The sequence below is a fragment of the Pseudomonas putida genome, assembly GCF_004357765.1.
Classification (GTDB): Bacteria; Pseudomonadota; Gammaproteobacteria; order Pseudomonadales; family Pseudomonadaceae; genus Aquipseudomonas; species Aquipseudomonas putida_U.
The window spans coordinates 45,885-64,359 of the sequence record NZ_SMTE01000015.1; the positions used below are offsets into that span (position 1 = coordinate 45,885).

Below are 18,475 nucleotides of genomic sequence, written 5' to 3' on the forward strand. Positions count from 1 at the left end.
CTTAGTAAGTCCGGACTTTTGGTTCGAAGGCTGGAACAGTCTTCGGCGCAAAGTTGACGCCACGCTTGGCCACGCGCTTCTCACCCGGGTAGTACAGGGTGTGGCACAGCCAGTTTTCGTCGTCACGGTCTTCGTAGTCTTCACGGGCGTGCGCGCCGCGGGACTCTTTACGGGCTTCGGCCGCGATGGCGGTAGCTTCGGCGACTTCCAGCAGGTTCTGCAGCTCCAGCGCTTCGATACGCGCGGTGTTGAAGGCCTGGGACTTGTCGTTGATCTTGACGTTGGCGATGCGCTCGCGCAGGCCAGCCAGCTGCTCGATACCCTTCTGCATGTATGCGCCGGTACGGAATACACCGAAGTAGTTCTGCATGCAGCTCTGCAGTTCACGCTTGAGGCTGGCGACGTCTTCGCCAGTGGTACGCTCGTTGAGCTTGTTCAGGCGGTTCAGGGCAACGTCGACGTCGGTGTCGCTGGCATCGCGGTACTCCACGCCTTCGCTCAGCGCTTTTTCCAGATGCAGACCGGCAGCACGACCGAAGACCACCAGGTCGAGCAGCGAGTTGCCGCCCAGGCGGTTGGCACCGTGAACCGATACGCACGCCACTTCACCTACGGCGAACAGGCCTGGGATGATCTGATCCTTGCCTTCGGCGTCCATGGTGATGGCCTGGCCATGAATGTTGGTGGCAACGCCGCCCATCATGTAGTGGCAGGTCGGTACGACCGGTACCGGTGCGACCACCGGGTCGACGTGGGCAAAGGTCTTGGACAGCTCGCAGATACCTGGCAGGCGGCTGTGCAGCACCTCCTCGCCCAGGTGGTCCAGCTTCAGCAGTACGTGGTCCTTGTTCGGGCCCACACCGTTGCCGGCGATGATTTCCTTGACCATGGAACGGGCGACCACGTCGCGGCCAGCCAGGTCTTTCGCGTTCGGCGCGTAACGCTCCATGAAGCGCTCGCCGTGGGCGTTGATCAGGTAGCCACCCTCACCACGGCAGCCCTCGGTCACGAGAACGCCGGCGCCGGCGATACCGGTCGGGTGGAACTGCCACATCTCGATGTCCTGGACCGGGACGCCTGCACGCAGGGCCATGCCGATACCGTCACCGGTGTTGATAAGAGCGTTGGTGGTCGAGGCGTAGATACGGCCCGCACCGCCGGTGGCCAGCACGGTGGCCTTGGACTTGATGTACAGGGTTTCGCCGGTTTCGATGCAGATCGCGATCACACCGACGAACGCGCCGTCCTGGTTCTTCACCAGGTCAACGGCGTAGTACTCGTTGAGGAAGGTGGTGCCGGCCTTCAGGTTGCCCTGGTACAGGGTGTGCAGGAGCGCGTGACCGGTACGGTCGGAGGCTGCGCAGGTACGGGCAGCCTGGCCACCCTTGCCGAAGTCCTTGGACTGGCCACCGAACGGACGCTGGTAGATACGACCGGTTTCGGTACGCGAGAACGGCAGACCCATGTGGTCCAGCTCGAAGACCGCAGCCGGGCCTTCCTGACACATGTATTCGATAGCGTCCTGGTCACCGATGTAGTCGGAACCCTTGACGGTATCGTACATGTGCCAGCGCCAATCGTCGTTCGGGTCGGCCGAAGCGATGGCGCAGGTGATGCCGCCCTGGGCGGATACGGTGTGCGAACGGGTCGGGAAGACCTTGGTGACAACGGCTGTCTTGTGACCGCCTTGAGCCAGCTGCAGCGCTGCGCGCATGCCGGCACCGCCGCCACCGATGATGATGGCGTCGAAGGAAATAGTAGGAATGCTAGCCATGGATCAGATACCCCAGAGAATCTGCACACCCCAGACGAAGTAAGCGAACATCGCAACGCCGCATACCGCCTGGAACAGGAAACGAATCGCAGTCGCCGACTTGCCGAACGACATCGGCGTCAGGTAGTCGGTGGCGATGGTCCACATGCCGACCCAGGCGTGAGCGCCCAGGGCAACGAGGGCCAGCAGACTGAAGATCCGCATCGCGTTGTTGGAGAACAGACCATGCCACTGGGTGTAGTCGATGCCTGGGTGGCAGACCACGTAGCCGATCAGGAAAATGAAGTAAGCCGCGAGAACGACCGCCGATACGCGCTGCGCCATCCAGTCATAGAGGCCCGAACGCGACAGGTTCGTGACATTGGTTACCATACCCAAACTCCCACCAGAACGATCAGCACCACGGAGATGACGATCACGATTTTCGAGCCCAGCTTGCCGCCTTCCAGCGTCTCACCGATACCCATGTCCATGATCAGGTGGCGTACACCTGCCACGAGGTGATAAAGCAGGGCGGACAGCAGGCCCCAGGTCACGAACTTGGCCAGCGGGCTGGTCAGACACGCCTTCACCTCACCGAAGCCTTCCTCGGAACCCAGCGACTTGCCCAATGCATAAAGCATGATGGCAAGGCCCAGGAACAGGATGACGCCGGAGATACGGTGCAGAATGGACGTGTACGCAGTGACAGGAAGCTTGATGGTCCTTAGGTCTAGGTTTACAGGTCGTTGGCTTTTCACGGCTTTTTTCACACTGAAGAGCCCCTAGCGAATCAGGGCAAAGTTGTTGGTAAGTGTACTGGTCAGGTACCCACCACCCAGAGAACGGCGACCCCCAGCAGTTCGGGCTTGCAAGCCCTTGGCGGTCGGCTGCCGAGTATAGACAGTTAGGCTGCTCATGACAACGTGAGGGGCTAGCCCAAATAGCGCATTGCCTTTAATGAACAAAAGGCGTAAACGGGCGAGAAATTCGCGAAAAATCAAGGCTGCGAGGCGGTTTCAACCAGCCTTTAGGCAAATTGACATTCGAATTTATCCCTCTATAGTGGTGCGGGCCCTGCGTGGGGGGTCTGTCTGATGATTTCAAGCATTAATAGGAGGCCACATGGCTGACAAAAAAGCGCAGTTGGTCATCGAGGGCGCTGCCCCCGTCGAGCTGCCCATTTTAACCGGCACCGTTGGTCCTGATGTAATCGACGTCCGCGGGTTGGGGGCCACTGGTCACTTCACCTTCGACCCAGGTTTCATGGCGACCGCCTCGTGCGAGTCGAAGATCACCTACATCGACGGCGACAAGGGCGTGCTGCTGCACCGCGGCTACCCGATCGAACAACTCGCCGAGAAATCGGACTACCTCGAAACCTGCTACCTGCTGCTCAACGGCGAACTGCCGAATGCCGAGCAGAAGGCCCAGTTCGTCAGCACCGTGAAGAACCACACCATGGTTCACGAGCAGCTGAAGTCCTTCTTCAACGGCTTCCGTCGCGACGCTCACCCGATGGCGGTGATGTGCGGCGTGGTCGGCGCCCTGTCGGCGTTCTATCACGACTCCCTGGACATCAATAACCCGCAACACCGCGAAATCTCCGCGGTGCGCCTGGTCGCCAAGATGCCGACCCTGGCCGCGATGGTCTACAAGTACTCCATGGGCCAGCCGATGATGTATCCGCGCAACGACCTGTCGTACGCGGAAAACTTCCTGCACATGATGTTCAACACCCCGTGCGAGATCAAACCGATCAGCCCGGTGCTGGCCAAGGCAATGGACCGGATCTTCATCCTCCACGCCGACCACGAGCAGAACGCCTCCACCTCCACCGTGCGCCTGGCAGGCTCCTCGGGCGCCAACCCGTTCGCCTGTATCGCTGCCGGCATCGCTGCACTGTGGGGCCCGGCCCACGGCGGCGCGAACGAAGCCGTGCTGACCATGCTCGATGAAATTGGCGATGTCTCGAACATCGACAAGTACATCGCCAAGGCCAAGGACAAGAACGACCCGTTCAAGCTGATGGGCTTCGGTCACCGCGTGTACAAGAACCGCGACCCGCGCGCCACCGTGATGAAGCAGACCTGCGACGAAGTCCTGGGCGAGCTGGGCATCAAGAACGATCCGCAGCTGGAACTGGCCATGCGCCTGGAAGAGATCGCCCTCACCGATCCTTACTTCATCGAGCGCTCGCTGTACCCGAACGTCGACTTCTACTCGGGGATCATCCTCAAGGCGATCGGCATTCCGACCAGCATGTTCACCGTGATCTTCGCCCTGGCGCGTACCGTCGGCTGGATCTCGCACTGGAAAGAAATGCTCTCCAGTCCGTACAAGATTGGCCGCCCGCGCCAGCTGTACACCGGCGAACTGCATCGCGACATCGTCGAACTGAAAGACCGCAAGTAAGCGCTTGACGCCGAAAGCAAAAAGGCTGCCCTCGGGCAGCCTTTTTAATGCCTGTAAGGTATTTGGCGCCTTTGAGATCGAGCGCCACCTCAGCACCCAAGACAAGCACCTAGTGCCTCCCACCGAGCTGCCGCTAAACCAATCCGGGAAGAACCTTGTTTATTTGCCTATACGGACCTCTTCGCGGGCAAGCCCGCGAAGAAGCCAGCAAAGCCCCCAATGAATCTCAGTTCTTCTCGGCCCGCTCGCGCAACGCCTTGAGGGTATTGAACGGCGCATCGACGACGAACTTGTTGGCCAACCACGACGGCACACTCCCTCCCGGTTCGGTGTGGACCTGGTAGGTCACCTCGGTGCTATCGCCCCTGGGTACCAGCTTCCAGAAACCTTCGACCTGGGCCACGCGCACGAATCCTTTCTCTTCCGGGATATAGGTCGGCAGCTCCTTGAGATTGCGCACCACGCTGCCATCAGCCTCTTTGACCGTACTCACCTGCAGCACCGAGTCACGCGGGGTCACCGGCCATGGTGTATTGAACTGGGTGTAGGTCCAGCTCTGATCACCCTCGTGCTTGAGCAGCTTCTGCGACTTGCACTCGTGAATCCAGGCACAGGCCCCCACCACGTCTTCCTGCAGCGCCAGGACCTTGGCCAGCGGCGCCTTGATCAGCGTCACGCCGCGATAAGCTTTGTACTTGGAGCCTGCCACTTCACTGAGGGACACCTTGATACCCTCCTCGTCCTTGGCCACCTGCCAGTCCTCGGCCCAGGCCACCGGCGCCAGAAGAACGCCGATGCCACACAGCAGTGCAATACGCTTGATCGATCTCATCATCTTTATCCTTGTTGTCGAAGAGCCAACCGTTACGCCGCCGTCACTTGCTCCAGCCAACCAAGAATCCTGATCGCCTCGTCGCGGTCGCTGCCACACACCTCGACATCTGCCTTGAAACCACCGCATACCGCCGGGCGCTCAGGCTTACCGAACAGGTCGCAGAGGTTTGTCGCCGTCAGATGCAGGCAGCGCATACCCGCCGGCTTGCCCTGGGGCATACGGGGCATGGCAGAGGTGATGGACGGCGCGATGCAGCAGGCGCCGCAACCTTCACGGCAATTCATGGTGATTCACCAAGATCAGGACTCCCTGGAACAGAACGGGACGAACGTCCCTGGATAGTAACCGCTCAAACATACGTTTGAAATTGCCACACGGATGAAATCTGCCATGACCCGGCAGTCAGTTGCCCCAGACTATTGGCGGTACTCGAACTCGATCGCCGCCCCTTCCACATCACGGCGGCTGTCGTTGCGCAGTTGAAGCTGCATTTCGTTGCTGATGAGCCGGCCATTGAGCTGGAAGGGGCTGTCGTCTTCTACCGGCTTACTGGGAAACATCGATGGCAGCAAAGGTTTGCGACGCCCGGTCTTGCTGCCGAGGCTGGGCTCGAGATCATTGACCATTTCCACCGGCAGACTGAGGTCGAGCTTGGGCTTGGGCAGCGGCTTGGCGACCGCCTTGCTGACGGGCTTGGCAGTCTTGCGCTTGGCGCTGGCAGGTTTCGCCGCTTTTCTGGGCACCGCCTGGCTCTTCTTCTGCACCGTTTTCTGCGCAGGCTTGACCTTGGATGGAGCCGCCTGCGCCGCTGGTTGCGCAGCCACCGCCATACCACCCGACAGGCAGACTGGCACGAGGCATACGGCAAAAGCAAAAGCGCGCAACAGATTCATGGTTACCGATGGGCAGACTGGAAAAGTGCGTATGCTCTCCGTTCCGCGGCCCGCTGGCAAGCCTACAACGGCGAACCTGTCGACTCCCTGCACAATTGCTGAGCCAACAGGCCCAAGGTGATCACCGCACGCTCGGCCTCCTTATTCCAGGGAATCCCGCAATTGAGGCGGATACAGTGGTTGAACTGCTCGGTATTGCTGAAGATCAGCCCCGGCGCGATGCTGATGCCCTGTTCCAACGCACGCACATGCAACTCCTGAGTGTTGACCCGCCCCGGCAGGCTCACCCAAAGGATGAAGCCGCCCGTGGGCCGGGTCATCTGCGTGCCTTCAGGGAAATGTTGTTGCACTGCCAACTGATAGGCACTGAGGTTCTTGCGGTATTCCTGGCGGATGTAGCGCAGATGCCGGTCGTAGCCGCCGTTCTCCAGGTAAGCCGCTACACCCATTTGCGTCACGCTGCACGCCGAGTGAGTGGTGAAGGTCTGCAGGCGCTGGATCTCTTCCTGATAGCGCCCGGCAATCATCCAACCCACCCGCACGCCGGGCGACAAGGTCTTGGAGAAGCTCGAGCAGTAGATGACCCGATCCAGCCGGTCGAAGGCCTTGAGCGCCTTGGTCTTGCCCTGCTCGAACATCAGCTCGCCGTAGATATCGTCCTCGACCACCTGGATGTCGTAGTCCGAGGCCAGCCGCAACAACTGTTTCTGTCGTTCCTCCGGCATGGTGCCGCCCAGCGGGTTACTCAAGCGCGTGGTCAGCACCAACGCCTTGATCGACCACTGGTTGGCCGCCAGTTGCAGCGCCTCCAGACTGATGCCCGTGGACGGGTCGCTGGGAATCTCGATCACTTTGAGGCCGAGCAGGTCAGCCAACTGCAGCAAGCCATAGTAGGTTGGCGATTCGGCAGCGATCAGATCGCCAGGCCGGGTGAGCACACGCAACGACATCTGCAAGGCATCGACGCAACCATGGGTGACCACTACTTCCCGCGGATCGACCAACACGCCAGCATCGCGCATGCGGATCGCGATCTGCCGGCGCAACGGCTCGAATCCCGGGCTGAACATATAGCTGAACGCGCGCGGACTGTGGAAACGAGTGACCTTGGCGATCTGCTGGTGCAGGGCACGCACCGGCAGATAGTCGACGTGGGGCACCGCCGCGCCGAACGGGAACACGCCATCTCGACGAGCTTCGGTGAGCACCTGCTGGATGATACTGGCACGGGTGACCAGGCCGGGCCGCTCGACGCGCGCGATGTCGGGCGTCTGCGCGGTCAGGGCCGGCGTCTGGTGCACGTAGTAGCCCGACTGCGGGCGTGCCCGGATCAGCCCCTGATCTTCCAGATTGGCGTAAGCCTGCAAGACCGTGGCGTGGCTGACGTTGAGCTGGGCACTCATCTTGCGTACCGAAGGCACTCGCTCGCCGGGCTGATAGACACCCCGACGGATATCATCGGCAAGTTGCTGGGCAATACGCTGGTAGAGCAGCAGGTTGGTCATGGCGAGATCTCGGCGCGCAGACAGGCTCGTTGTTCTTGTGTGGCTCACTGACGGTAGAGGATACCGTAACAGTTGCAAAGTGTACTGGCACAGATTGCAGAATAGCCAACCGTACAGTCAACCACTAACGAACGAGACGAATGACACGCCGAGACACCCTGACGACTTCAGCGCGCCGGCGCGAGTCTACCTTTGTCATCGGAGAAGACGATTTCCACACGACGGTTCTGTGCTCTGCCCCGCTCCGAAGCGTTGGCCTCGATAGGATATTGGTCGCCGTAGCCTTCGACCTGCAGGCGCTTCTCGTCTATACCCAGATCCACCAGCATGTCGGCCACGGCCTGGGCGCGGTCACGGGACAGCTTGAGATTGTCCTCCGGCGCACCGGTGCTGTCGGTGTAGCCCTCGATACGCACCACACGACGCGGGTTCAATTGAAGGAACTGAACCAGCTTGAGCACGGTACGGCTGGCCGAGTTCTTCAGATCGGCACGCCCGGTGTCGAACAGCACATCGCTCAGGGTCATGACCAGACCACGATCAGCCTGCTCGGAAGCCAGTGCGGCGATTTGCGACTCGACCCATTTACCCTGCTGTTGCACGCTGGCCAGCTTGGCCTCGCGCAGCGCCAACTGCAGGCGCTGACGCTCAAGGTCGAGCTTGGCCCGGCGCTCCTGATTCAGGGCCAACTTGGCATGCTCGCTGGCGATCTCGCTGTAGCGCTGGCTCAGATAGGCGTAGTGGCGCACATCACTGCCCGTGCCCACATAGCTCGACAAGCGCTCGGCGCGGGACAACGACTCACCCGCGCGGATGACGTCACGCGGCGCACTGCGCAGCACATCGGCATCGTCCTTGACCTTCTGGAAGCTGGCCGCAGCCTCGTCCAGAGCCGCCTCGCTGCGCTGACTGGCACAGCCTTGCAAGCCCGCCGTCAGCACCACAAGGGCCAGCGCGGCCATTGGTTTGGCACCCATCATGGCTGCACCTCCAACTGCTTGCGCAAACGCTTGATCCGCGACTGCAACACTGCGAGCTGCTCATCGCTCTTCTGATTGAGGACCTGGGCCTCGGCCAGGCGAGCGTCCAGTTCGGCTTGCTCGGCACGCATGCGTGCGTCGCGATAGCTTTCTCCGAGCATGTTGCTCCTGGCCCGATCGAGCTTGTCGCTGGCCATCTTGAATGCCGGGTTGTCCTCGGTGGCGCCGACCGCCTTGGCCTGCTCCAGCGCCTGCTCGGCAATGCGCATCTGTTCGTTGGGCGCCGGGTCGTTGGCGCAGCCGGCCAGGCCGAACATGGCCGCGGCAAGGATCAGTGATTGGGTTCTCACACACACTTCCTACTGTTTGGGGGCGTCCGGGGAAAGCTGCATCTGCGCTTTCCAGCGCTCGACGTTGCGCTGCAACACGGCGTCGGACGTACCGGAGATCGGCAATTCTGTCAGTTTTTTCGCCAACTGCCCACGCAGCCAGCTGTCGTTGCAGGCCGAATTATGCGAAACCGCCAGATACAAGCCTGGACGGTCCACCGGTAGACCACGGGCGATCAGGTCATTGCTCATACCGAGGCCCTGGGTCATCGCCATGCCCGCATAGCGACCAGCCAGCACATAATCGACCTGTCCCAACACCAGCTTCTGGAACGCCTGGGTCAGGTTCTGCGCGACCACCAGATGCAGCTGGGCCTTGGCGAACGCGTCGAACGCCGGCGTCAACCGCGCCCGTTCGGAGAGGCTGCCCTGGTAACGGGCCAGGTCTGCAGGACCGTCGAACACCACCTGCCCATCATGGCGGGTCCATACCAGGTATTCGTTGAGCAGCAACGGTGGATGAATGTAGTCGAGCGCGGTGAGTTGCTCGACCTGCATGGGCGTATCGAGCAACAGATCGATGCGCCCGCTGCGCACTTCCTCCAGGGCCTGGTCGCGCTTGCCGGCGTGCAGCACCTCGACCTTGATACCGAGCTCGCTGGCCACCTGGCGCAACAGGTCGACATTGGCCCCGATCAGATGGCGCGGGTCCTTCGGGTCCTGCCAGGAGTACGGCGGCGCATCCGGGCTGCCGGTGACCACCAGGCGCTCGCACTTGCCTGCCGCCAGCGCCAGGGGAGACAGCAGCGCAGTCATGCATGCCAGCACCCTGCCCGCTTTGGATAACACCATCCTTCACTCCTCGTTCGTATTCATCGGCGATGAGGCCCGTGCCGATACCGCAAAAAAAACCCGGCCCTCATGACGAGGGCCGGGCTTCTTTATAAGTGAAGCAGCCGGATCAGACCAGCTTTTCCAGCTCCGGAACGGCTTCGAACAGGTCGGCGACCAGCCCGTAGTCGGCCACCTGGAAGATCGGCGCCTCTTCGTCCTTGTTGATCGCCACGATCACCTTGGAGTCCTTCATGCCTGCCAGGTGCTGGATCGCGCCGGAGATACCGACGGCGATGTACAGCTGCGGGGCGACGATCTTGCCGGTCTGGCCGACCTGCATGTCGTTGGGCACGAAGCCCGCGTCGACCGCGGCGCGCGAGGCACCGACAGCAGCGCCGAGCTTGTCGGCCAGGCTGTACAGGTGGCTGAAGTTGTCACCATTGCCCATGCCGCGACCGCCGGAGACGACGATCTTGGCAGCGGTCAGCTCTGGGCGATCGGACTTGGCCAGCTCTTCGCCGACAAAGCTCGAGATACCGGCGTCATGGGCGGCACCGACGGCCTCGACGGCAGCCGAACCACCTTCGGCGGCCACGGCGTCGAAGCCGGTGGTACGCACGGTGATGACCTTGATCGCAGCGCTCGATTGCACGGTGGCAATGGCGTTACCGGCGTAGATCGGGCGCTTGAAGGTGTCGGCGGACTCGACCGAGATGATCTCGGAGATCTGGTCGACGTCCAGCAGCGCAGCAACGCGCGGCAGGATGTTCTTGCCATTGGTGGTGGCCGGGGCCAGCACGTGGCTGTAACCGCTGGCCAGCTCTTTGATGAGCGGCGCGACGTTTTCCGGCAGCACATGGGCGTAGGCCGCGTTATCAGCGACCAACACCTTGGCCACGCCAGCGATCTTGGCCGCGGATTCGGCGACGCCGCCCACGTTCTGGCCAGCGACCAGAACGTGGATATCACCACCGATCTTGGCGGCAGCGGCGACAGTGTTCAGGGTGGCCGGGGCTACGGCACCGGCTTCGTATTCAGCGACAACCAGGATAGTCATTTAGATTACCTTCGCTTCGTTCTTCAGCTTCTCGACCAGTTCGGCCACCGATTTGACCTTGATGCCAGCGCTGCGGGCAGCCGGGGCTTCAACCTTCACGGTCTTGTTGGTGGAGGTCAGCGATACGCCCAGCGCGTCTGGAGTCACGGTCTCCAGCGGCTTCTTCTTGGCCTTCATGATGTTCGGCAGCGACGCGTAGCGTGGCTCGTTCAGGCGCAGGTCGGTGGTGACGATGGCTGGCAGGTTCAGTGCAACGGTCTGCAGGCCGCCATCGATTTCACGGGTGACATTGAGCTTGTCGCCAGCCACTTCCACCTTGGAGGCGAAAGTGCCCTGGGCGAAGCCGGTCAGCGCAGCCAGCATCTGGCCGGTCTGGTTGTTGTCACTGTCGATGGCCTGCTTGCCGAGGATCACCAACTGCGGCTGTTCCTTGTCGACAACGGCTTTCAGTGCCTTGGCCACGGCCAGGGAATTCAGCTCTTCGGCAGCTTCGACCAGAATGGCCCGGTCAGCACCCAGAGCCAGGGCGGTACGCAGTTGCTCCTGGGCAGCGGTCGGGCCGATGGTAACGACGACGATCTCGCTGGCCACGCCCTTCTCTTTCAGGCGTACGGCTTCTTCCACGGCGATTTCGCAGAAGGGGTTCATGGACATCTTGACGTTTGCAAGGTCGACGCCGGAGTTATCCGCCTTGACGCGAACCTTGACGTTGTAGTCGACCACTCGTTTGACAGCTACAAGAACCTTCATGGATTCCTCGTTACTCTCCGGTGAATAGAATGTCGCCTGGGGCCATGCCCTGGCGATGCGCGTGGGTACAAGGGCACCTCTAAAAACGAACCGGACGGAGCGACCTTCACGTGACCGAACAGTCTCTGTTCGACCGCCGCGGCAAAAACCCGCGGGTCATTTTCTGTCGTGGCGTGTAGACTCCACTACAAAACACGTTCTGGCCCAGACAGCCTGCTCCACGCCTGGTCTTTAGGGGTACACCTGCGCCCGACGATCAGCCTACGGCGAGCGTAAAACCGCTCGTATCTTGACCGTAACACCCCATCCGGTCAATACGGCAAATCGGTCACCCTCCAGCCGCCTTCCTGTGATTTTACTGGCCTGCGGCAATTTCAAACAAACGTTTGTATTGGACCCGCCACGTGGTGTAGATATAATGCGCGCCAGGACAAAAACGGTGTAGTCCGTCTTTTTCGCAGCTACAGCCAGGCCCCGCCGCGGGCCCCGATGCCGAGCCGCGCACGAACGTCCAGCACCCAATAAGACCAAGCAACAGCACGAGCCTTGATGAGTAGGAGAGAACCAGTGGAACGCGAATACATGGAATTCGACGTGGTCATCGTCGGCGCAGGCCCCGCCGGCCTGTCCGCCGCCTGCCGCCTGAAGCAGAAGGCCGCCGAAGCCGGTAGCGAGATCAGCGTCTGCGTGGTCGAAAAAGGTTCGGAAGTTGGTGCACATATCCTCTCCGGCGCGGTGTTCGAACCCCGCGCCCTGAACGAATTGTTCCCCGACTGGAAAGAACTCGGCGCCCCGCTCAACACCGAGGTCAAGCGCGACGATATCTACGTGCTCAAGGATGCCGGCAGCTCGACCAAGGTCCCCGACCTGTTCGTGCCCAAGACCATGCACAACCAGGGCAACTACATCATCTCCCTGGGTAACCTGTGCCGCTGGCTGGCCCAGCAGGCCGAGAACCTCGGCGTGGAAATCTACCCAGGCTTCGCCGCCCAGGAAGCATTGTTCGATGAAAACGGCGTGGTGCGCGGCATCGTCACCGGAGACCTGGGCGTCGACCGCGAAGGCAACCCCAAGGACGGCCTGTACACCCCGGGCATGGAACTGCGCGCCAAGTACACCCTGTTCGCCGAAGGCTGCCGCGGCCATATCGGCAAGCAGTTGATCAAGCGCTTTGACCTGGACAACGAGTCGGATGTCCAGCACTACGGTATCGGCCTCAAGGAAATCTGGGAAATCGACCCGGCCAAACACGAGCAAGGCCTGGTGGTGCACACCGCCGGCTGGCCGCTGGATGTGATGAGCGCCGAAAACACTGGCGGCTCGTTCCTTTATCACCTGGAAAACAACCAGGTGGTGGTCGGCCTGATCGTCGACCTGTCGTACTCCAACCCATACCTGTCGCCGTTCGATGAATTCCAGCGCCTCAAGCACCACCCGGTGATGAGCCAGTACCTCGAAGGCGGCAAGCGCATCAGCTACGGCGCCCGAGCCATCTGCAAGGGCGGCCTGAACTCGCTGCCAAAGATGGTCTTCAACGGCGGCGCGCTGATCGGCTGCGACCTCGGCACCCTGAACTTCTCCAAGATCAAGGGCAGCCACACCGCGATGAAGTCCGGCATGCTCGCCGCCGACGCCGTGGCCGACGCCCTGATCGCCGGCAGCGAGGGTGGCGACCTGCTCAATGGCTACGTCAGTGCCTTCAAGGCCAGCTGGCTGTATGAGGAGCTGTTCGCCAGCCGCAACTTCGGCCCTGCACTGCACAAGTTCGGCCCCCTGCTGGGTGGTGCGTTCAACTACGTCGACCAGAACTGGTTCGGTGGCAAGCTGCCGTTCACCCTGCACGACACCAAGCCGGACTACGCCTGCCTCAAGCTCGCGGCGGACTCGAAAAAGATCGACTACCCCAAGCCCGACGGCAAGCTCAGCTTCGACAAGCTCAGCTCGGTATTCCTCTCCAGCACCAACCACGAGGAGGAACAGCCCTGCCACCTGAAGCTGACCGATCCGAACGTGCCGATCGCCAGCAACCTGCCGCTGTACGACGAGCCGGCCCAGCGCTACTGCCCTGCGGGTGTGTACGAAGTGGTCAGCCAGGAAGACGGCAGCAAGCGATTCCAGATCAACGCGCAGAACTGCGTGCACTGCAAGACCTGCGACATCAAGGACCCGGCCCAGAACATCACCTGGGTGACCCCTGAAGGCGCCGGCGGGCCGAACTACCCGAACATGTAAGGCTGCCGCCACGAAAAAGCCCCCGACTCGCGAGAGCCGGGGGCTTTTTCGTGGGTGTTCGCCGTGGCGCTTCTAGCGCTCGTTCTACGCTCCCCAGCAATCGCCAAGCTGAGCCCTACCCCTATTTTTCAACGCACATGATCGACATCGGCTCGGCGCCGAATGCCAGCGACTCACGGCGCCCGAAGTACCAGGCCGTCAACAATCCGACCGCCCCCATGATCAAACAGAAGCCAACGCACACCCAAGGACTCCAAGGCATCAAGGCAATCAGCGCCAGCGGCGTGGTACTGGCCCACAACGCATAGGCCACATTGTAAGTGAACGAGATCCCCGACACCCGGATCTGCGCCGGGAACAAGCCAACCATGACCGAAGGCACCACCCCCACCACACCGCAGGACAGGCCGGCCAGTGCGTAGGCTAGCCAAGTCGCGCCCCACTGTCCGACCAGACTTGCGTAGAGCGCACCGATGCCCATAGGCAGCAGCACGCTGTAGAGCATGAGCGCTCGCCAGGCGCCCACGCGATCGACCAGCAGCCCGGCGAGCACGCAGCCGATATTGAGGAACACGATACCGACGCTGCTCAGGGCAAAGGTATGTCCGGCGCTCATGCCGAAGCGTTGCTGCATCACCGTCGGCGTGATCACCACCAGCACCACCACCGCCGACGTCAGCACGCAGGTCAGCAGGGCTGCGGGAATCAGCGCCTGACGATGCTCGCCCAGCACCTGGCGCAACGGGAAGGCCACCGGCCGGTCCTGACGTTCACGCAGCGCCAGGAACACCGGCGTCTCGCTCAACCAGCGGCGCAGCCACACGCCGATCACGCCGAACACGCCGCCCAGCAGGAACGGGTAGCGCCAGGCGTAGTCGAGGATCTCCTGCGCCGTGAAGACTTGCGCCAGCAAGGTCGCCGTCAACGCCCCCAGCAGGTAACCGAAGGTCAGCCCCGCCTGCAGGAAGCCCAGGGCATAACCGCGCCGACCGGGCGGAGCATGCTCGGCAACGAAGGTCCAGGCGCTGGGGACCTCGCCGCCGACCGCAGCACCCTGCAGGATACGCAGGGCCAGCAGGATCAGCGGCGCGGCATAGCCGATGTCGGCATAGGTGGGCATCACCCCGATCAACAGGCACGGCAGCGCCATCATCAGGATGCTCAGGCTGAAGACGCGCTTGCGTCCCAGGTGGTCAGCGAAATGGGCCATGAGGATGCCACCCAGCGGTCTTGCCAGGTAGCCGGTGACGAAGATCCCGAAGCTCTGCAGCAGACGCAGCCACTCCGGCATCTGTGGCGGAAAGAACAGCTGGCTGAGCGTCAGGGCGAAGAAAACGAAGATGATGAAATCATAGATTTCCAGGGCACCGCCCAGGGCCGCCAGACCCAAGGTCCGGTGGTCGCCGCGGCTGAACCGGGGCTGGCGGGCGGTATCGATGACAGGCATGGCAGGGTCCGCAAGATCGGCAAAGGCCCAGAGGATAGCAAATGCCGTCGGCCCTTTGGCCAATGGACTCGTCTTAGCGGTGGAATACCGTCTGACCCAGGCGCGCTGCCGAATGCAGATGTCCCGCCCGCCCAGAGACCGCGGGCGGCAGTTCGAGCGTGCCGATCAGCAGTGGTGCATCGATGATCGCCATGAACGACGCCAGGGCTTCGTTATCCGGCACCTGCGGCAGGCTAACGTTCACCGCCTGGCGCTGCCCAGGCGGCACGGCCGGGACCGTCACATGCTGCGGGCGATACAGCAAGGCATGCTGTATCTGCGTGTTGACCCGGCAGAAACGTGCCATGTCGACACCGGCATGGTTACCCAGTTCGATGCTGCCAAGCAGCAGGTTGAACGGTTGCAGAGCGCAATGCACCAGGCGCTGCAACTCCTCGAAACTGGCCACGGGGGCGATGCGGTAATAGCCCAGCCGATTGAGCATCTTCTCCAGTTGCAGGCACTGGTCCGGGTGTTCTTCGGCTATGAGGATGCGCAACGATTTGTTCGTCATGATCGGGCCTGGGCAGTGGGTGTGAGCGAAACTCCTTGACCTGAACTGCGCCCGTGCAGGCTGCCGACCGGCAGTCTCCGGTGGGGTCTTCATTGATAGTTGTCGTCAAACAGGCAGAACGCAAGTTGTTGGCAGACTAATTTTCGCTTCGCGTTCGTAGCGTGTTTCACGACTCCCACTGGCGCATACGCAAGCGGCAATGCTTCATGGCATTGACGATGTGCTTTTCCACCAGGCTGCGGGAAATACCCAAGCGGTCGGCGATCTGCTGGTGCGACAGGCCATCGAGCTTGCGCAGCAGAAAGCAGTCGCGGCACGCGCCACTGAGTTCATCGAGGGCCTTCTGCATCAAGGCCAGTCGCTGATCGCGCTGCATGTCGAGGGTCAATGCTGGGCCATGCCATTGCTCGTCGAGATCGAGCACATCGAGAGATTCGGCCTGACGAACCTGGTGTCGGCGGTGCCGATCGACCACCAGGTTGAGCGCAGTGCGGTACAGAAACGCCCGCGGGTGCTCGATCTGCTGGCTGTCGGTACGCTCCAGCACTCTCAGGTAGGCATCATGGGCAACATCCTCGGCCGCCTGGCGGCTACCCAGGCGCGACGAGAGAAAACTCACCAATTCGCGATAGTAATGTTCCACGATGGCACCTGGCGTCGCCCTGCCCGACGTCGGTGTGCAGGGTTGCGGGACTGAGTGATATCAGCGTGCAATCTTACAAATTATAATGATTCTCAGCAACCGCTCCCCCGACAGCGCCCTGCGCTCAGCTGGCCGAGCGAGCTGGCATCTGCAACAGCACCCTCAGGCCGTCACCCTGGCTCTCGAAACGCAAACTGCCGGCACAGCGCTGGACGATAGCCTGCACGATCGCCAGCCCCAGCCCGCAACCGCCGCTCTGACCATGGCGCCAGAAACGCTCGGTCAGGTGCTGCAGATCCGCTTCGGCAATGCCAGGCCCATGATCGCGAACCACGAACCCGACCTGCCCATCGGCCATCTGCACATCGAGTTCCACCGCACTGTCGCCACCATGGCGCAAGGCGTTGTCGAGCAGATTGCGCAGCGCCGCCACCGCCAGCGGTGCCGGCATGCTCAGGTAGATACGCGCTGCTTGCTCGGGCAGGTGCAAGACGATTCGCCGATTATCGCCACCGCCAGCATCCTCGACCGCCTGGCGCACCACCTGCTCGGCGCTGCACTGCACGCCATCCTCGAACGACAGGCTACCCTCGACCCGGGCCAGCATGAGCAATTGCTCCAAGGTCCGGTGCATGCGATCGGCACCTTGCTCGGCATGTTCCAGAGCCTGCTCGCGGACACTGCCGTCGGTCATGCGGGCCACCTGCAGGTGCGTCTTGATCGCGGTCAACGGGCTGCGCAGCTCGTGGGCGGCGTCGTCGGTCAGGCGCCGCTCGCGCTCTAGGGTCTGGGCGATGCGCAAGAACAGTTGGTTCTGCGTCTCCAGCAGCGGTTGCAGTTCGCTGGGCAGGCCGGTCACCTGCAATGGCTCGACGCTATCGGCACGCCGGCGACGCAACGCATCGCGCATGCGATTGAGCGGCTCCAGGCCTTTGCCCAGACCGATCCAGAGCATACCGAGGCTACCCAGCAGTGCCATCAGCACCGGCGCCGAGGCCGCCAGCAGGATCGACTGGTTCAGCGCTTCGCGCTCCTGGTGGCGATCGGCCGTGGTGATACGCACATCACCATGATTGAAGGTGAAAGTCCGCCAGGATGCACCGTCGATGGTCTGGTCACGGAAGCCACTGCGCTCGTCGTCCATGGCGCCATCATGCTTGTGGTTACTGGCGAGAATCTCGCCGCGCAGCGAACTGACCTGGCAAGCCATGCCATCCGGCACGCTGAACTGGTCGGCGGAAAAATGCGCATCCTCACCTTTGGCTGCCAGCGGTTGCGGCAGCTGGTCGATGAGGCCGGCGACCATGCGTGCCGACGCCACCAAACGCTGATCGAGGGAAAACATCATCTGCTGGCGCAGGTCGCGCAGCATCCAGGCCGCCGTCAGCACCCAGATGATCACGAAGGCGCTGCCGAGGATCAGGCTCAGGCGTACACGCAGGCTCATGGGGCCACCTGCCCCGGGGCCTGGGCTGGGCCAAGGCGGTAGCCCAGGCCCCGCACAGTCTCGACGATACCGTTGCCGAGCTTGCGTCGCAGGTGGTGAATATGGACGTTCAGGGCGTTGCTCTCCACCTCGTCGCCAAAGCCATAGACGCAATCCTTGAGCTGTTCGCTGGAGAGCACCCGGCCCGGGTTCTGCAACAGTGCCTGGAGCAAGGCCTGTTCCCGTCGCGACAGGTCGACCGGCTGACCGGCCAAGGTCGCTTCGCAGCTACTGGGGTCGTACTGCAACGGTCCATGTTCGATGACATTCACCGCTCGTCCAGCCACCCGGCGCAACAGCGTATGCAGACGCGCAGCCAGTTCACGCAGGTCGAACGGTTTGAGCAGGTAGTCGTCGGCACCGGCCTGCAAACCATCGACCCGGTCGGTGACCGCGTCGCGGGCAGTGAGCACCAGAACAGGCAAGGACTCGCCCTGCTGGCGCAGGCGGCGCAGCAGCTTCAGGCCATCCTCGTCGGGCAAGCCCAGGTCGAGGATCATCACATCGAATTGCGCGGCCTGAAGCATGGCCCGCGCGCTGGCGGCCGTGGCCACCCGGTCCACGGTCAAGCCCTGGGCAGTGAGACCGGCGCAGATGCCGCTGGCGATCAGGTCGTCGTCCTCGCAGAGCAGAACGTGCATGGTGAAAGCTCCCAGGATGAGGTGAGGGGCATTGCACTATGGGCGGATTAAGGGGGGATTATGAACCTTTGTCGCAGCCACCGGGTAGCGGTCGCCAGCGGGCCCTACACCGCCTGCGCCAC

Annotated in this window: 19 protein-coding genes; 2 read left to right on the top strand and 17 right to left on the bottom strand. The window is 62.1% G+C overall.

Annotated elements, in window-relative coordinates:
• Position 1: 1 nt before the first annotated feature.
• From sdhA to sdhC, 3 genes are read right to left on the bottom strand one after another with little or no spacing between them, the layout of a single operon-like run.
• Complete coding sequence (sdhA, locus tag E2H86_RS21315; RefSeq protein ID WP_133331446.1) at positions 2-1,774, bottom strand: succinate dehydrogenase flavoprotein subunit; 1,773 nt, start codon at positions 1,772-1,774, stop codon at positions 2-4.
• A 3-nt stretch (positions 1,775-1,777) separates the two neighbouring features.
• Positions 1,778-2,146, bottom strand: a complete 369-nt coding sequence (gene sdhD / locus E2H86_RS21320; protein WP_027921320.1) for a succinate dehydrogenase, hydrophobic membrane anchor protein — start codon at positions 2,144-2,146, stop codon at positions 1,778-1,780.
• Positions 2,140-2,526, bottom strand: a complete 387-nt coding sequence (gene sdhC / locus E2H86_RS21325) for a succinate dehydrogenase, cytochrome b556 subunit (RefSeq protein ID WP_012315350.1) — start codon at positions 2,524-2,526, stop codon at positions 2,140-2,142. The genes sdhD and sdhC overlap by 7 nt, the downstream gene beginning before the upstream one ends.
• A 352-nt stretch (positions 2,527-2,878) precedes the next feature.
• Between sdhC and gltA the strand changes: the two genes are divergently transcribed.
• On the top strand, positions 2,879-4,168 hold the full coding sequence (gltA, locus tag E2H86_RS21330; protein ID WP_133331448.1) for a citrate synthase: 1,290 nt from the start codon (positions 2,879-2,881) through the stop codon (positions 4,166-4,168).
• 226 nt (positions 4,169-4,394) lie between these two features.
• On the opposite strand, the gene E2H86_RS21335 is transcribed toward gltA, so the two are convergent.
• The 9 genes from E2H86_RS21335 to E2H86_RS21375 form a co-directional block, all read right to left on the bottom strand.
• On the bottom strand, positions 4,395-5,000 hold the full coding sequence (locus E2H86_RS21335) for an START domain-containing protein (protein WP_133331450.1): 606 nt from the start codon (positions 4,998-5,000) through the stop codon (positions 4,395-4,397).
• A gap of 32 nt (positions 5,001-5,032) precedes the next feature.
• Complete coding sequence (locus tag E2H86_RS21340; protein ID WP_133331452.1) at positions 5,033-5,287, bottom strand: YkgJ family cysteine cluster protein; 255 nt, start codon at positions 5,285-5,287, stop codon at positions 5,033-5,035.
• A gap of 132 nt (positions 5,288-5,419) precedes the next feature.
• Positions 5,420-5,896 (bottom strand): hypothetical protein, encoded by a 477-nt coding sequence (locus E2H86_RS21345; protein WP_133331454.1) that lies wholly within the window; start codon positions 5,894-5,896, stop codon positions 5,420-5,422.
• A 62-nt stretch (positions 5,897-5,958) separates the two neighbouring features.
• Positions 5,959-7,401: an aminotransferase-like domain-containing protein gene (locus tag E2H86_RS21350; protein ID WP_133331456.1), complete on the bottom strand. Its 1,443-nt coding sequence runs from the start codon at positions 7,399-7,401 to the stop codon at positions 5,959-5,961.
• A 167-nt stretch (positions 7,402-7,568) separates the two neighbouring features.
• Positions 7,569-8,381: an OmpA family protein gene (locus tag E2H86_RS21355; protein WP_133331459.1), complete on the bottom strand. Its 813-nt coding sequence runs from the start codon at positions 8,379-8,381 to the stop codon at positions 7,569-7,571.
• Positions 8,378-8,731 carry a DUF4398 domain-containing protein gene (locus E2H86_RS21360; RefSeq protein ID WP_133331461.1) on the bottom strand — a complete coding sequence of 118 codons (354 nt, stop codon included), beginning with the start codon at positions 8,729-8,731 and terminating at the stop codon, positions 8,378-8,380. Before E2H86_RS21360 ends, E2H86_RS21355 begins: the two co-directional genes overlap by 4 nt.
• A 9-nt stretch (positions 8,732-8,740) precedes the next feature.
• Entirely contained in the window at positions 8,741-9,562 is an 822-nt protein-coding gene (locus E2H86_RS21365; RefSeq protein ID WP_133331463.1) for a substrate-binding periplasmic protein, read from the bottom strand.
• 109 nt (positions 9,563-9,671) lie between these two features.
• Entirely contained in the window at positions 9,672-10,601 is a 930-nt protein-coding gene (locus E2H86_RS21370) for an electron transfer flavoprotein subunit alpha/FixB family protein (RefSeq protein ID WP_133331465.1), read from the bottom strand.
• Positions 10,602-11,351: an electron transfer flavoprotein subunit beta/FixA family protein gene (locus E2H86_RS21375; protein WP_133331467.1), complete on the bottom strand. Its 750-nt coding sequence runs from the start codon at positions 11,349-11,351 to the stop codon at positions 10,602-10,604. It lies immediately after the preceding gene.
• Between the two features lie 549 nt (positions 11,352-11,900).
• Between E2H86_RS21375 and E2H86_RS21385 the strand changes: the two genes are divergently transcribed.
• On the top strand, positions 11,901-13,583 hold the full coding sequence (locus E2H86_RS21385; RefSeq protein ID WP_133331471.1) for an electron transfer flavoprotein-ubiquinone oxidoreductase: 1,683 nt from the start codon (positions 11,901-11,903) through the stop codon (positions 13,581-13,583).
• 121 nt (positions 13,584-13,704) lie between these two features.
• Here E2H86_RS21385 and E2H86_RS21390 read toward each other — a convergent pair whose 3' ends face one another.
• From E2H86_RS21390 to E2H86_RS21410, 5 genes are all read right to left on the bottom strand, one after another.
• On the bottom strand, positions 13,705-15,030 hold the full coding sequence (locus tag E2H86_RS21390) for an MFS transporter (RefSeq protein ID WP_133331473.1): 1,326 nt from the start codon (positions 15,028-15,030) through the stop codon (positions 13,705-13,707).
• Positions 15,031-15,103: 73 nt separating this feature from the next.
• On the bottom strand, positions 15,104-15,583 hold the full coding sequence (locus E2H86_RS21395) for a histidine kinase (protein ID WP_133331475.1): 480 nt from the start codon (positions 15,581-15,583) through the stop codon (positions 15,104-15,106).
• 166 nt (positions 15,584-15,749) lie between these two features.
• Entirely contained in the window at positions 15,750-16,226 is a 477-nt protein-coding gene (locus tag E2H86_RS21400; RefSeq protein WP_133331477.1) for a sigma-70 family RNA polymerase sigma factor, read from the bottom strand.
• 124 nt (positions 16,227-16,350) lie between these two features.
• A complete protein-coding gene (locus E2H86_RS21405; protein WP_133331479.1) occupies positions 16,351-17,673 on the bottom strand; it encodes an ATP-binding protein in 1,323 nt (440 codons plus the stop codon).
• A complete protein-coding gene (locus E2H86_RS21410; RefSeq protein ID WP_133331481.1) occupies positions 17,670-18,353 on the bottom strand; it encodes a response regulator in 684 nt (227 codons plus the stop codon). The genes E2H86_RS21405 and E2H86_RS21410 overlap by 4 nt, the downstream gene beginning before the upstream one ends.
• Between the last annotated feature and the right edge of the window lie 122 nt (positions 18,354-18,475).